The sequence below is a fragment of the Polynucleobacter sp. AP-Ainpum-60-G11 genome (genome assembly GCF_018688375.1).
Taxonomy (GTDB): domain Bacteria; phylum Pseudomonadota; class Gammaproteobacteria; order Burkholderiales; family Burkholderiaceae; genus Polynucleobacter.
The window spans coordinates 1,088,513-1,102,430 of record NZ_CP061318.1 but is presented as its reverse complement, the minus strand read 5'-3'; the positions used below and the strand labels follow the sequence as shown (position 1 = coordinate 1,102,430).

General features: G+C 47.5%; 13 protein-coding genes. 12 read left to right on the top strand and 1 reads right to left on the bottom strand.

Annotated elements, in window-relative coordinates; translation table 11 throughout:
- Positions 1–34 precede the first annotated feature (34 nt).
- On the bottom strand, positions 35–736 hold the full coding sequence (locus FD971_RS05705) for a Bax inhibitor-1 family protein (protein WP_215333317.1): 702 nt from the start codon (positions 734–736) through the stop codon (positions 35–37).
- A gap of 296 nt (positions 737–1,032) precedes the next feature.
- On the opposite strand from FD971_RS05705, the gene ndk reads away from it, so the two are divergent.
- The 12 genes from ndk to FD971_RS05645 all read left to right on the top strand — a co-directional run bounded on the left by ndk (position 1,033) and on the right by FD971_RS05645 (position 13,895).
- Positions 1,033–1,458: a nucleoside-diphosphate kinase gene (ndk, locus tag FD971_RS05700; protein WP_046330292.1), complete on the top strand. Its 426-nt coding sequence runs from the start codon at positions 1,033–1,035 to the stop codon at positions 1,456–1,458.
- Positions 1,459–1,548: 90 nt separating this feature from the next.
- Positions 1,549–2,742: a 23S rRNA (adenine(2503)-C(2))-methyltransferase RlmN gene (rlmN, locus tag FD971_RS05695; RefSeq protein WP_215335244.1), complete on the top strand. Its 1,194-nt coding sequence runs from the start codon at positions 1,549–1,551 to the stop codon at positions 2,740–2,742.
- 14 nt (positions 2,743–2,756) lie between these two features.
- Entirely contained in the window at positions 2,757–4,025 is a 1,269-nt protein-coding gene (ispG, locus tag FD971_RS05690; RefSeq protein WP_215333316.1) for a flavodoxin-dependent (E)-4-hydroxy-3-methylbut-2-enyl-diphosphate synthase, read from the top strand.
- A 59-nt stretch (positions 4,026–4,084) separates the two neighbouring features.
- Complete coding sequence (gene hisS, locus FD971_RS05685; RefSeq protein WP_215333315.1) at positions 4,085–5,413, top strand: histidine--tRNA ligase; 1,329 nt, start codon at positions 4,085–4,087, stop codon at positions 5,411–5,413.
- Between the two features lie 47 nt (positions 5,414–5,460).
- On the top strand, positions 5,461–6,120 hold the full coding sequence (locus tag FD971_RS05680; protein WP_215333314.1) for a tetratricopeptide repeat protein: 660 nt from the start codon (positions 5,461–5,463) through the stop codon (positions 6,118–6,120).
- On the top strand, positions 6,120–7,274 hold the full coding sequence (gene bamB / locus FD971_RS05675; RefSeq protein WP_215335242.1) for an outer membrane protein assembly factor BamB: 1,155 nt from the start codon (positions 6,120–6,122) through the stop codon (positions 7,272–7,274). Before FD971_RS05680 ends, bamB begins: the two co-directional genes overlap by 1 nt.
- Positions 7,271–8,635, top strand: coding sequence for a ribosome biogenesis GTPase Der (gene der, locus FD971_RS05670; protein WP_215333313.1), 1,365 nt, complete (start codon positions 7,271–7,273; stop codon positions 8,633–8,635). The genes bamB and der overlap by 4 nt, the downstream gene beginning before the upstream one ends.
- Before the next feature lie 204 nt (positions 8,636–8,839).
- The gene (gene hfq / locus FD971_RS05665; protein WP_114653200.1) at positions 8,840–9,082 is read left to right on the top strand and encodes an RNA chaperone Hfq; all 243 of its coding nucleotides are present in this window, start codon (positions 8,840–8,842) and stop codon (positions 9,080–9,082) included.
- Between the two features lie 28 nt (positions 9,083–9,110).
- Positions 9,111–10,316 carry a GTPase HflX gene (hflX, locus tag FD971_RS05660; protein WP_215335240.1) on the top strand — a complete coding sequence of 402 codons (1,206 nt, stop codon included), beginning with the start codon at positions 9,111–9,113 and terminating at the stop codon, positions 10,314–10,316.
- Positions 10,309–11,841: an FtsH protease activity modulator HflK gene (gene hflK / locus FD971_RS05655; protein WP_215333312.1), complete on the top strand. Its 1,533-nt coding sequence runs from the start codon at positions 10,309–10,311 to the stop codon at positions 11,839–11,841. The genes hflX and hflK overlap by 8 nt, the downstream gene beginning before the upstream one ends.
- Complete coding sequence (hflC, locus tag FD971_RS05650; RefSeq protein WP_215333311.1) at positions 11,841–12,713, top strand: protease modulator HflC; 873 nt, start codon at positions 11,841–11,843, stop codon at positions 12,711–12,713. Before hflK ends, hflC begins: the two co-directional genes overlap by 1 nt.
- Positions 12,714–12,731: 18 nt before the next feature.
- Entirely contained in the window at positions 12,732–13,895 is a 1,164-nt protein-coding gene (locus tag FD971_RS05645) for an ATP phosphoribosyltransferase regulatory subunit (protein WP_215333310.1), read from the top strand.
- Positions 13,896–13,918: the final 23 nt, after the last annotated feature.

Genomic DNA, 13,918 nt, shown 5'->3' with positions numbered 1-13,918 from the left:
AGGTGCCTTTTCTGTTGAAGCTAGAAGCCAATACTTAGTCTCTATTGCCACCTACAATGCCCAAGAGTGCGAGCAAGTTGGTGAAGACGTTGTAGACGTCCAAGTAGATAGCCAATGTAGCCATGATGTAGTTGGTCTCACCGCCATTGATGATGCGCTGGACATCAACCAAGATGAAGGCTGAGAAGATGGCGATTGCCAAAACCATTACAGTCAACATCAAGGCGGGCAACTGCAACCAGATATTGGCCAATGAAGCCACGATCAAGAGGAGTACTCCGACCATCAACCATTTACCCATGCCTGAGAAATCGCTCTTGCTTACAGTAGCAATTGTTGCCATCACAGCAAAAATAGCGCCTGTGCCGCCAAAAGCCAGCATGATCAAGGTAGCACCATTGCTATAGCTGTTGAGTGTGTAACCCACCAAGCCGGACATCATGATGCCCATAAAGAAGGTGAAGCCTAGCAAGAGCAGAACACCAGCACCGGTGTCCTTGTTTTTCTCAATCGCCCAGAAGAATCCAAAAGCAATTGCCATAAAGACGATGAAACCCATAAAAGGGTTGCTCGCCATAAAGTTCAGCCCAAAAGCAACGCCTAGCCATGCGCCAATGACAGTAGGGACCATTGAGAGCGCCAAAAGGGCGTAAGTATTGCGTAATACGCGGTTGCGTATTTGTGGGGTGCTAATCGAGCTGGTTTGCCCAAAGCCGTAAGAGTTGAGATCACTCATATTGACTCCTTTTTCATAGTTAATACACGAGCCCACGAGGGGCTGTTGACAGTAAGTATAGACAAAATAGGTGAATTTCAAGCCCCCCATTAAAAAGACTACAAATCATAGGGTTATGCCCTGTAAATTCAATGGCTTAGGCACTCTGAGATCAGGGTAAATACGGTCAGCCGATGTATAATTTGGGGGTCGCTGATTTCCTGGCGCGCTATAGGAATTAAGGGGGGTAAGTTCTCCCTGGGTCTCAATTGGCGCCAATTCAGCAAAATCTTTGAAAATCACTATTGGAGTTTTACATGGCTATTGAACGCACCCTTTCTATTATCAAACCTGATGCTGTAGCAAAAAACGTGATCGGTAAGATCTACGACCGTTTCGAATCTGCTGGTTTGAAGATTGTTGCGTCCAGAATGGCGCATTTGTCACAAGCTGAAGCTGAGCAGTTCTACGCTGTGCATGCTGCCCGTCCTTTCTTTAAAGACTTGGTGAGCTTTATGATTTCTGGTCCTGTAATGATTCAGGTATTGGAAGGCGAAGGCGCAATTGCTAAGAATCGTGACTTGATGGGTGCTACTGATCCTAAGAAGGCAGACAAAGGTACTATCCGCGCTGATTTTGCAGATAGCATCGATGCCAACGCTGTTCACGGCTCTGACGCTCCTGAAACTGCTGCTGTCGAAGTTGCATTCTTCTTCGCTGGCATGAACGTTTTCAATCGTTAATTCACGATTGCTAACAAAAACCTATTGAATACATAAGTAGGCGCATTGACCTCCCCGCGCGTAAATCTCTTAGATTTTGACGCTGACCAAATGGCAGCGTATGTCGCGGGGTTGAATGAAAAGCCCTTTAGGGCAAAGCAACTCATGCAGTGGATACACCAACGCGGTGTATCTGATATTAACGACATGAGTGACTTAGCAAAAAGCTTTAGAGCAACCCTGCTCGATAAAGCGCAAGTCCTTTCTCTCCCAGTCATTAAAGATGAGCATGCAGCAGACGGTACCCGTAAGTGGTTGCTGGATGTTGGCGCTGGTAATGCCGTGGAGTCTGTATTTATTCCCGAAGATGATCGCGGCACCTTATGTATTTCATCTCAAGCGGGTTGTGCAGTCAATTGCCGTTTTTGCTCAACAGGGCACCAAGGCTTCTCGCGCAATCTCACTGCCGGTGAAATCATTGGCCAACTCTGGTTTGCAGAACACTTGCTGCGCACTGATCCAAATGCAGTTCGCCGTATCGAGAAATACCCAACACCAGGTTGGGAGCACACCGGTCGTGTGATCTCGAATGTGGTCTTGATGGGTATGGGCGAGCCCTTGCTCAACTATGACAACGTTGTCACTGCTTTGCGTTTAATGCTTGATGACAGAGCCTATGGTTTGTCACGTCGTCGCGTCACTGTATCGACTTCAGGTGTTGTGCCGATGATTGATCGCTTGGCACAAGATTGCCCAGTGGCATTAGCGGTGTCATTGCATGCACCTAATGACAAACTGCGTGATCAACTGGTTCCGCTGAATCAAAAATATCCTTTAAGAGAATTGCTTGCTGCGTGCGAACGCTATTTGCCGTTTGCCCCTCGGGATTTCTTAACCTTTGAATACTGCATGCTCGATGGTGTGAATGACTCTGATGTTCAGGCAAAAGAGTTGGTGCGCCTATTAGCGAACATCAAGTGCAAGATCAACCTCATTCCATTCAATCCATTCCCGGAGTCTGGATTGAAGCGCTCAACAGCGCAACGTGTCCATGCCTTTGCCAGCATTTTGTTAGACGCTGGCATGGTGGCAACTGTTCGCAAAACCCGCGGTGATGATATTGCTGCAGCCTGTGGTCAGCTAGCAGGTGATGTGGTTGATCGCACCCGAGTGCGAGAGCGTGCCGTGCATGACCAGCAGATCAATCTTGATCAAGATGATAATGTTGACAGTCTTGATGAAGAAGAAGAGCAAGAGTATCAGTCTGAGCACTCAGTGCAATGGCTCAAAAGATTAGACGACTGATTTTATAAAGTCCTATGAGTAATTCATCTAACAATCTCCCCAAGTTGCCTTTAGGTCCATCGCCAAAGAGGGCGACGCGCCAAGCTACGGTTGCCTGGAAATCCAACATCATTACGATTGGTGGTGACGCCCCTGTGCGTGTGCAATCGATGACCAATACTGATACTGCAGATGCAGTCGGTACCGCGATACAGGTTAAAGAATTAGCTCGTGCTGGCTCAGAGATGGTGCGCATTACGGTAGACACACCAGCTTCAGCAGAAGCGGTGCCTTATATTCGTGAGCAGTTAGACAAGATGGATGTATTGGTGCCATTGATTGGCGACTTCCATTACAACGGCCATACCTTGTTGAATAACTACCCGGAGTGTGCCAAGGCTTTATCGAAGTACCGCATTAATCCCGGTAACGTGGGTAAGGGCGCTAAGCGTGATCCGCAATTTGCACAAATGATTGAAGCCGCTTGTAAATATGACAAGCCCATTCGGATTGGCGTGAACTGGGGCAGCTTAGATCAAGACCTGCTCGCTGGCATCATGGATCACAATGCGGCATTGCCAGTCCCCAAGACTGCACAAGAGGTCATGATCGAGGCATTGATTCAGTCAGCATTGCAGTCTGCAGAAAAAGCCGTCGAGTTTGGCATGAACCCCAATCAAATTATTTTGTCTTGTAAGGTTAGTAATGTGCAGGATTTAGTCGCGGTGTATCGCGATCTTTCTCGTCGTTCCGATTACCCATTGCATCTCGGCCTCACCGAAGCAGGCATGGGAAGTAAAGGTATTGTGTCTTCAACAGCCGCAATGGGCATCTTGTTGCAAGAAGGTATTGGCGACACCATTCGGGTTTCCTTAACGCCGGATCCTGGTGCGCCACGTGAGAATGAAATCATTGTTGCCCAAGAAATTTTACAAACGATGGGATTGCGTAATTTCACACCCATGGTGATTGCGTGTCCTGGTTGCGGTAGAACGACCAGCACAACCTTCCAAGAGTTGGCTGCCAATATTCAGTCTTATCTGCGTCAACAAATGCCAGTATGGAAAAAAACCCATCCAGGTGTTGAAGCAATGAATGTTGCCGTGATGGGTTGCATTGTGAACGGCCCTGGCGAAAGTAAGCACGCTAATATTGGCATCTCTTTACCCGGAACCGGAGAGACTCCTGCAGCCCCTGTATTTGTTGATGGCGTAAAAGTCAAAACCTTACGCGGTGACAATATTGCTCAAGAGTTTCAGGTGATTGTGGACGAGTACGTGAATCAGAATTACGCCCCGAAATAAATGAAGTAAAAAATAAGAACAACAAAAAAGAACAATAAAGAAGAACTGAAGCGCATACCATGACTGACCAGGCTAACCCAGCTAAAACACAAAAGATTCAAAAGATTAATGGCGTTCGCGGCATGAACGATCTCTTGCCAGCAGATGCTGCTCAGTGGACGCATTTAGAGCATGTCTTACGTGATCTCACGCGTGCTTATGGTTATGAGTTTTTGAGAACCCCGATTGTTGAAGCAACTGCTGTATTTCAGCGTGGTATTGGCGAAGTAACCGATATTGTTGAAAAGGAGATGTATTCCTTTGAAGATCGCCTCAATGGTGAACAACTCACATTACGTCCAGAAGGTACTGCCGCTATCGTTCGTTCCGTGGTGGAGAATAATTTGCTCTACGAAGGACCTAAGCGTCTTTGGTACACCGGTCCCATGTTCCGCCATGAGCGTCCACAACGTGGTCGCTATCGCCAGTTCCATCAATTTGGTATTGAAGCAATGGGCTTTGCTGGTCCGGATATTGATGCTGAAATCATTTTGATGGGTCAACGTCTGTGGGATGAGCTTGGACTCAAGGGTGTGCGTCTAGAGATTAATTCTCTAGGACAGGCTCCTGAACGTGCAGAGCATCGCGCAGCCTTGGTAACCTACTTTGAGAAAAACCAAGCGCAACTCGATGAAGATTCACAGCGTCGTTTGCTGACCAATCCATTACGCATCTTGGATTCAAAAAATCCGGCAATGCAAGATTTAATTGAAGGCGCGCCGAAGTTATTGGATTTCTTGGGCGAAGAGTCGCTCAAACATTTTGAGGCGGTTCAAGCTTTATTGAAGGCGAATAACATCCCTTGCAAAATCAACCCCCGTTTAGTGCGTGGTTTGGATTATTACAACTTGACTGTTTTTGAGTGGATTACCGAAGAGTTGGGTACTCAAGGCACGATTGCTGGTGGTGGTCGTTATGACCCCTTAATTGAGCGCATGGGTGGTAAAGCTACTCCAGCCTGTGGTTGGGCCATGGGGATGGAACGTGTTTTGGAGCTCATGAAGGTTTCGGGAACATTGCCTGAGCCGCAAGCCCAGTGCGACGCCTTCGTCATTCATCAGGGCGGTGAGACTTTGACTGCTGCCATGATTATTGCTGAGCGTCTACGTAATGCTGGTATTGATGTCATCTTGTTTTGTCCTCCAGACGGTCAAACTGCCAGCTTTAAGTCTCAAATGAAGAAGGCAGATGCCAGTGGGGCGGCCTATGCCGTCATTATTGGTCCTGATGAGTTGGCGAAGGATGAGGCCCAGTTGAAGGATTTGCGTAGTAGCGGCGAACAGAAGGCGGTAGCGCTAGATAGCGTTGTAGAAGCGGTAATTGATGCCATTGTTGGCGCCACCGAATAGAATTAAGACATTAATGATTAATACTGCATTTATTAGCTTGGATTGACATGCCTTTAGACCTAGAAGAACAAGAACAATTAGATCAACTTAAAGCATTTTGGCAAAAGTATCGCAACCTCATTACTGGTGTGTTGACGGTGGTTTTATTTGCCTATGCTGGCTATAGCGGTTACCAATGGTGGCGCACTAGTCAAGCGTCTGCTGCTTCACAGTTATATGAGACGATGGTCGCGGCAATTAATAAAGGCGATAAAGATCAAACTTTGCGCGCGGCCGATGATTTGCAAAAACAGTTTTCAAGTACGCCTTACGCAGCAATGTCTAGCTTAGTTGCTGCAAAGATTGCTTCTGATGCAGGTGACGCAGCAAAGGCAATGGAGTATTTACGTTGGGCCACTAAGAATTCGTCTGATCAAGGTTATCTAGCATTAGCAAAATTACGTTTAGCAGCGCAATTAATAGAGCAGGGCTCTGAGAAAGATTTTGCCGAAGCCGATGCCATCCTGAAAGATAAACCTGTTTCTGGATTTGAGGCTTTATGGTTAGAGCGTCGCGGCGATTGGTATTTGGCTCAAAAGAATATGGATGATGCGCGCAAGAGTTATGAGGCGGCATGGAAACAGTTAAATGATGTCAAAGAATTCCCTGAAGAGGCGCGTCGTCTCTTAAAGGTTAAATTGGATGCCGTCGGAGGAGTAGCTCAGTGATGATGGATTGCAAACGTGTAGTAAAGCTAGCGAGCACGACACTCGTATTAGGCTCCGTTGTACTGGCCTTGGCAGCTTGTTCTGGCAGCTCACGTGTTCGCAAGCCTGCTGAGCTCGTACCGGTAAGTAATCAATTTGATTTGGCTCCGGTATGGTCAACTAGTGTTGGTTCATCTGAGCCGTTTAACTTTCATCCTGCAGTAGCTGGGGATGCTGTTTATGCCGCATCTCATCGCGGTAACTTGGTCAAGATTGATTTGATGACTGGCAATAAGCTTTGGGAAGTCTCCGTGCCAGATCGTCTTTCGATTGGTCCTGGATCGGATGGACGTACTACAGCAGTCGTAACCACTAAAGGCACTGTCTATGCTTATGACGATGCTGGTAAACCTATCTGGAATATGAGTGTTGGTAGCGAAGTTTTATCAGAGCCAGTAGTGGCTGGTGGAGTAGTCATCATCCGCACATTAGATAATCGCTTCGTTGGTCTTGATGCTCAAACCGGCGTGCGTAAATGGACCTATCAACGTCAACAATCTGCCTTGTCTTTGCGAGTAGGCTACGGAATGTTGGCGATTGGTAATGAGGTGATCGTGACTGGTTTTGCGGGTGGTCGCTTCGGCATGATTGCGATTGCCAATGGTGGTCTAGTTTGGGAGACCCCGGTTTCATTTCCAAAGGGTTTCTCTGAAATCGAGCGCCTGAATGATGTCACTGCGAAGCCAAGTATGGACGGTGAAATTATTTGTGCTGTTTCGTATCAAGGCCGCGTTGGTTGCGGTCAAGCGCGTACTGGTAATTTATTGTGGTTCAAGGATTACTCAAGCTACACCGGTACGGCACAAAGCCCTGACTTGGTTTTCTCATCCAACGAAAAGTCTTATGTCACTGCATTTGCGGTCAAAGACGGTTCACAAGTTTGGGAAAACACCCAACTGACATTTAGAGATGTGGGTGAACCGATGGCAGTTGGTAGAGTATTACTCGTAGGTGATGCACAAGGTTATGTGCATGCACTTTCACAAGCGAATGGTGAAATGCTGGCACGCATTCGTCATGACAGCAGTCCAATCACAGCCGCACCGATTGCGGTGAATGGCCTCATCTTGGTTCAATCTCAAGGTGGAAAACTAGCGGCGTACAGTCCAAAATGAATCCAGTCATCACCATTGTCGGCCGTCCAAACGTTGGTAAATCGACGCTTTTTAACCGTCTAACACGTTCACGTGATGCTTTGGTAGCTGACTTCTCGGGACTAACTCGAGATCGTCACTACGGTAAAGGCCGCATTGGCGAACGTGCATTTATTTGCGTTGACACCGGTGGTTTTGAGCCAGTTGCCAAGACCGGCATCGTTGCCGAGATGGCCAAACAAACGAAACAAGCGGTTGCTGAATCCGACATCATTATTTTTTTGGTAGATGGTCGTTTAGGTATGGCGCCACAAGACCGCGTCATTGCGGATTTCTTGCGCAAGACCGGTAGACCAGTCATCCTAGCAGTCAACAAGACTGAAGGCATGCAAGCAGGTGTAGTTACTGCAGACTTTCATGAGTTAGGTCTGGGCGAACCATTCCCAATTTCATCAGCACATGGTGATGGCGTACGCGGTTTAATCGATGATGCTTTGGATTCATTAGGCATTCCAGAGCCAGAACCAGAAGAATTGGAAAACGACCCCAATCGCCCAATGAAAATTGCAGTGGTGGGTCGGCCTAACGTCGGTAAATCTACCTTGATCAATAAGTTGATCGGTGAAGAGCGTGTGATTGCATTTGACATGCCAGGTACCACGCGGGATGCAATTGAAGTTCCGTTTGAACGTAATGGCAAGCCTTACATCTTGATCGATACTGCAGGTCTGCGTCGCCGTGGAAAAGTCTTTGAAGCGATTGAGAAGTTCTCAGTCGTTAAAACATTACAAGCTATTGCGGATTGCAATGTGGTGATTTTGATGCTCGATGCACAGCAAGATATCTCTGAGCAAGATGCGCATATCGCAGGCTTTATTGTGGAAGCAGGACGTGCTCTAGTAGTTGCTGTGAATAAGTGGGATGGGTTAGATGCTTACGTTAAAGAGCGTGCGCGTTTAGAGATTGCCCAAAAATTGCGCTTCCTCGATTTTGCAAACGTGCATCCAATTTCTGCGAAAAAAGGCACTGGCTTAAAAGAACTATTTAAAGATGTTGATTTGGCCTACGCTGCAGCGATGGCGAAATTGCCAACACCAAAACTCACCCGTATTTTGCAAGAGGCAATTGAGCATCAGCAGCCTAAGCGTGTGGGTATGGGCCGTCCAAAATTACGCTATGCGCACCAAGGCGGTATGAACCCGCCAATTGTGGTGATTCATGGAACATCCTTGAGTGGTGTCACTGATAGTTATAAGCGCTATCTTGAAGGCCGCTTTAGAGAAGTCTTCAAGTTACGCGGTACCCCATTGCGTATTCAGATGAATACCGCTAAAAACCCATACGTTGATGCGGACAAGGGCAAAAAAGGTAAGCGCAAGTAAAAAATTAAAAATAGCGGTACAGTTTTAACTGTGCTTTAACTATGTTTTAGGGGAGGGTCTTGATTTTCAAACATCAGACCCCCTTATGTGAGAGGTAGACAGTTGTAGTGTGCAGTTCTGAGTAGTCCCTGGCGGTAGATTATTTAATAAAAAAAGCAAGACTCCCAAAATAGAAGCAGCGTATAAAAAACAATAAGGAGCAGTATGAATAACAGCAAAATCCAATTACTACAGGATCCTTTCCTCAATGCTTTGCGCAAAGAGCATGTTCCTGTCTCCATCTATCTCGTCAATGGCATTAAGTTGCAAGGCAATATTGAATCCTTTGATCAATACGTCGTTCTCTTGCGCAACACCGTGACGCAGATGGTTTACAAACACGCCATTTCCACGATTGTTCCTGCTCGTGCAGTGGAGTTCCGTACGGAAGAAGTCAGCTCTGTATAAAACAGGTGTAGATGCGGCGCGGGCCGTTCTGGTAGGAGTCGACACAGGCCGCGAGGACTTTGCGGACAGCATGGCTGAACTCAGCCTTTTAGCGGATAGTGCCGGCTCTATACCAACTGCAAGTGTGATTGCCCGGAAAGGTAAAACCGATCCTGCTTTATTTATTGGTTCGGGCAAGGCAAATGAAGTCAAAAAAGTGATGGAGGAGCAGGGAGCCGAATTGGTCATCTTTAACCATCCACTGTCTCCCACTCAGCAACGCAATCTAGAGCGTCATATTGGCTTTCATGTCATGGACCGTACTGGCCTGATTTTGGATATCTTTAGCCAAAGGGCGCAAAGTCATATTGGTAAAACCCAAGTTGAACTGGCCCAAGTGCGCTATCGCATGTCACGCTTGGTGCGCGCTTGGAGTCACTTGGAGCGTCAACGTGGTGGTATTGGTGTTCGTGGCGGTCCTGGCGAAACCCAGATGGAGCTGGATCGACGGATGCTGGCAACCAAAGCCAAGCGCTTAGAAACTGAGCTCGAGAAGCTCCAGCGCCAGCAAAGAACCCAAAGAAGGGCTCGTAATCGTAAGGATGTCTTTTCCGTATCCTTGGTGGGCTACACCAATGCCGGTAAATCCACGCTATTTAATGCCCTTACAAAAGCGGGGACATATGCGGCAGATCAGCTGTTTGCGACCCTTGACACCACCTCCCGAAAAGTCCATTTAGATGGAGTGGGTTCTATTGTGATCTCCGATACAGTGGGTTTTATCCGGGAATTGCCCCACCAGCTGGTAGAGGCCTTTAGGGCCACCTTGGATGAAACCATCCATGCTGACCTCATTTTGCATGTCATTGATGCCTGCAGCCCAGTTGCAAGGGAGCAAAAGGCCGAAGTAGAGGCGGTTTTAAGGGAAATTGGGGCGGATGACATCCCTCGAATTGAGGTCATGAATAAGATTGATCAGATGCCCCAGACCTTTACAGAAGGGGCAGTTTTGGTCCGAGATTCCGAGGGAATCCCGAGTCAGGTTTTCCTCTCCGCTAGGACGGGCCTAGGCCTTGATTTATTGCGCTCAGCCCTCGCCGAATGCTCTCAAATGACTGATAGAATAAGGGTCGAGCAGAATCGCGCCAAGGTCCAAATGGACCCAGATGAGTTTTTAGCTCCATTACCCGAACGACCAGAGACTTCTGAATTTAACCCGATTTCTAACCGAAAATATTCACCAAACGATGCGTAAATTTCTCGAGCTGTTCTCGGTCAATGATCCAGGCTGGGGTAATAGCCACTCAGGTGCTGGATCTAAAGATGCCAAAAGTGGGCAGGGTGGTGAGCAATCTCCTCAGGCTGAACCCGGTAGCTCAGAAGCTGAAAAGCCGGTAGAAGTTCAGCCAAATACACCAAGACCAACTGGTCAACCTTCTAAAACTGACGGTCCACCAGACTTGGACGAACTCTGGCGTGATTTCAACGACCGTATTAGCGGAATGTTTGGTGGCAAAAAAAAGCCAGGCGGTTCATCTAGCAAGCCTGCAAATAAGCCAAACAGCACTGACATTCCTCCACCATCACAGCGTGGTAATGGTGGTGGTAGCGGCGGCAATGGTGGAAACGGCGGCGGTATGAGTGCGCCCAACTTCAACTTCACCAATCCATTCGGCTCTAAAGCCACAGTGATATTGGCAGCTGGTGGCGTGGCATTGATTTGGATTTTTAGTGGCTTCTACATTATTCAAGAGGGTCAGTCTGGTGTAGTGACTACCTTTGGTAAATATTCTTACACCGCGGGACCTGGCATCAACTGGCGCATGCCTTGGCCTGTGCAGGCTGAGCAAACTGTCAATGTTTCTGGAGTGCGTTCGGTCGAAGTGGGTCGCTCTATTTTGATTAAAGCAACCAATCAAAAAGATACCTCGATGCTGACCGAAGATGAAAACATTATCGATGTGCGTTTTGCTGTTCAATACCGCTTAAAAGATCCAACGGATTATTTATTTAACAATCGTGATCCCGATACGACTGTGGTGCAAGCTGCAGAAACAGCGGTACGTGAAATCGTAGCGCGTAGCAAGATGGATACTGTCTTGTATGAAGGCCGTGAAAAAATTGCGATTGATTTGGCTGCCTCGATACAAAAAATTCTGGATAGTTATAAGACCGGTATTTATGTTACGAGCGTGACCGTCCAAAACGTTCAACCTCCAGAGCAAGTGCAGGCAGCATTTGATGATGCTGTGAAGGCGGGGCAAGATCAGGAGCGTCTCAAGAGTGAAGGTCAGGCATATGCCAATGACATCATTCCTCGCGCAAAAGGTACAGCCGATCGACTGATTCAAGAAGCTGAAGGTTATAAGGCAAGAGTAGTTGCAACTGCCGAGGGTGATTCCAATCGCTTCAAACAAGTATTAACTGAGTATGCAAAAGCACCTGGTGTAACGCGTGATCGTATGTACATCGATAGCATGCGCGAGATGTACAACAATGTCTCTAAGGTATTGGTCGATACCACCAAGAGCAATAGCATGCTGTATTTACCTTTAGATAAGATCATTGCGCAAGTGAGCTCAGAAAGTGCCCAAGTTGCTGCAGGTCAAGTTGCGGGGTCTACGCCAACTGGATCTGTGACAGTAGGCGGTGCAACCGGCAATCCAGCTGCACCGTTTAGCAACAATGCAACTAGCCCAAGTGCGAGCAGCACTCCAAGCATGGGTGCTTCCGATAAACGCGACGGTCTCAGAAGCCGTGATAGAGGGGATGCCAGATAATGAACGCAAATCGTCTCTTAGCCGCCATCGCTGGCCTGATTGCCCTGGTGTATGTTTTGGCCTCCAGTATTTTTGTTGTCGATCAGCGTAACTTTGCTGTAGTTTTTGCCTTTGGCCAAATTGTGAGGGTCATCGAACAACCTGGTTTGCAATTGAAATTCCCAGCGCCTTTTGAAAATGTTCGCTTCTTCGATCGCCGTATTCTGACTATTGATACCCCAGAGGCTGAGCGTTTTATTACCTCAGAGAAGAAAAATCTCCTGGTGGATTCTTACGTCAAATGGCGCATTGTTGATCCCCGAAAATTCTTCGTGAGCTTTAAGGGTGATGAGCGTTTGGCGCAAGATCGTCTGACGCAACTTGTACGTTCAGCTCTAAATGAAGAATTCACTAAACGGACTGTTAGAGAAATCATCTCGGATCAGCGCGAGCAAGTGATGCAAGGTATTCGTAAAAAAGTTGCCGATGATGCATCTGATATTGGCGTAGAAATCGTTGATGTTCGCCTCAAGCGCGTCGATTTATTGGCAGAGATAAGTGACTCTGTTTATAGGCGGATGGAAGCGGAGCGTAAACGTGTAGCTAATGAGTTACGTTCAACGGGAGCCGCAGAGTCTGACAAGATTCGAGCCAATGCTGAACGTCAGCGAGACACGATTTTGGCTGAAGCCTATCGTGAAGCTCAGAAGATTAAAGGTTCTGGTGATGCAAAAGCGACCGCACTGTATGCAGAAGCATTTGGTCGTGATCCACAGTTTGCACAGTTCTACCAAAGTCTCCAGGCTTACCGTAGCTCCTTCAAGGATAAGAAGGATGTCATGGTGGTTGAACCCAATGGCGAGTTCTTTAAGTTCTTGCACAAGAAAAATTGAGAGTGAATATTTCAGATCATGAATCGTTGGTTACTACCTGAAGATATTGCTGATGTTTTACCAGCCGAGGCTCGTAAAGTAGAGACTCTGCGCCGTGCCATTTTGGATTTATATCAATCCTATGGCTATGAGCTGGTTGCACCTCCGATCTTGGAGTACTTGGATTCATTGCTAACAGGCACTGGTTCAGATCTCAATTTACAAACATTCAAATTGGTTGATCAATTGTCAGGTCGCACATTGGGTTTACGTGCTGATATGACACCCCAGGTTGCCCGCATTGATGCTCATCTGCTTAACCGTCAGGGGGTTACTCGGCTTTGCTATGCCGGTTCGGTTGCGCATGCTCGCACTCCAGTTGGTAGCTCTGCACGGGAAGAGTTGCAGCTTGGTGCTGAAATTTATGGCTGCGCGAGTTGGGAAGCGGATTTTGAGGCCGTTACTTTACTGCTGCAGACTCTGCGCGTAGCTGGCCTGAATAAGGTATACCTGGATCTCTCGCATGCAGGTGTGCTCGAAGGCATTCTGGATGGGCAAAGTCTGGAGAAGGGTGACATTGAAGCGCTCTATGGTTTGCTGCAAAGTAAGGATAGACCGCGCTTGGCAATTTGGGCCAAGTGCCTGCCAGCTAAATCTGCTGAAGCATTAATGGCGCTTACTGACTTAAATGGCCCATGCGCATCCGTATTGGCAAGTGCCAAACAAGCTTTACCAAAACACAAGTTGCTTGATGAAGCTTTGGCGCAATTAGAAAAACTCGCTGCCGCTATTGCAGGCTTGTCTAATGATGTTGAGCTCAGCATTGATCTAGCGGATTTGCGCGGTTATCAATATCACAGCGGTGTGATGTTTGCGGCTTATGTTGATAAGTTGCCGCAGCCAATTGCGCGTGGTGGTCGATATGATCATGTTGGGCAAGCATTTGGACGTCCTCGTCCTGCCACTGGCTTTTCAATGGACCTTTTGACTCTTGCCAATCTTGCGCCTACAGCGCAAAGGAAGTCTGCGGTCGTAGCTCCTTGGATTGTGGACGCAAGCCTGGCTAGCAAGATTGCTGAATTGCGCAATGCTGGTGAAGTAGTCATTCAGGCAATGGGTGGCGATGCAGTAGAAGCAGCTGAATATATTTGTGATCGTGAGCTAGTAAAGCAAGGCAGCTCATGGGAAGTGAAAAAGAAATAACCCGCTTTATTAATAACGTACTA

What these genes read in the sequence shown, in the direction of transcription:
- FD971_RS05645 (WP_215333310.1), top strand. Translation starts at nt 12,732, where the DNA reads ATGAATCGTTGGTTACTACCTGAAGATATTGCTGATGTTTTACCAGCC.
- ispG (WP_215333316.1), top strand. Translation starts at nt 2,757, where the DNA reads ATGAGTAATTCATCTAACAATCTCCCCAAGTTGCCTTTAGGTCCATCG.
- bamB (WP_215335242.1), top strand. Translation starts at nt 6,120, where the DNA reads ATGATGGATTGCAAACGTGTAGTAAAGCTAGCGAGCACGACACTCGTA.
- ndk (WP_046330292.1), top strand. Translation starts at nt 1,033, where the DNA reads ATGGCTATTGAACGCACCCTTTCTATTATCAAACCTGATGCTGTAGCA.
- der (WP_215333313.1), top strand. Translation starts at nt 7,271, where the DNA reads ATGAATCCAGTCATCACCATTGTCGGCCGTCCAAACGTTGGTAAATCG.
- FD971_RS05680 (WP_215333314.1), top strand. Translation starts at nt 5,461, where the DNA reads ATGCCTTTAGACCTAGAAGAACAAGAACAATTAGATCAACTTAAAGCA.
- hisS (WP_215333315.1), top strand. Translation starts at nt 4,085, where the DNA reads ATGACTGACCAGGCTAACCCAGCTAAAACACAAAAGATTCAAAAGATT.
- hflK (WP_215333312.1), top strand. Translation starts at nt 10,309, where the DNA reads ATGCGTAAATTTCTCGAGCTGTTCTCGGTCAATGATCCAGGCTGGGGT.
- hfq (WP_114653200.1), top strand. Translation starts at nt 8,840, where the DNA reads ATGAATAACAGCAAAATCCAATTACTACAGGATCCTTTCCTCAATGCT.
- hflC (WP_215333311.1), top strand. Translation starts at nt 11,841, where the DNA reads ATGAACGCAAATCGTCTCTTAGCCGCCATCGCTGGCCTGATTGCCCTG.
- rlmN (WP_215335244.1), top strand. Translation starts at nt 1,549, where the DNA reads ATGGCAGCGTATGTCGCGGGGTTGAATGAAAAGCCCTTTAGGGCAAAG.
- FD971_RS05705 (WP_215333317.1), bottom strand. Translation starts at nt 736, where the DNA reads ATGAGTGATCTCAACTCTTACGGCTTTGGGCAAACCAGCTCGATTAGC.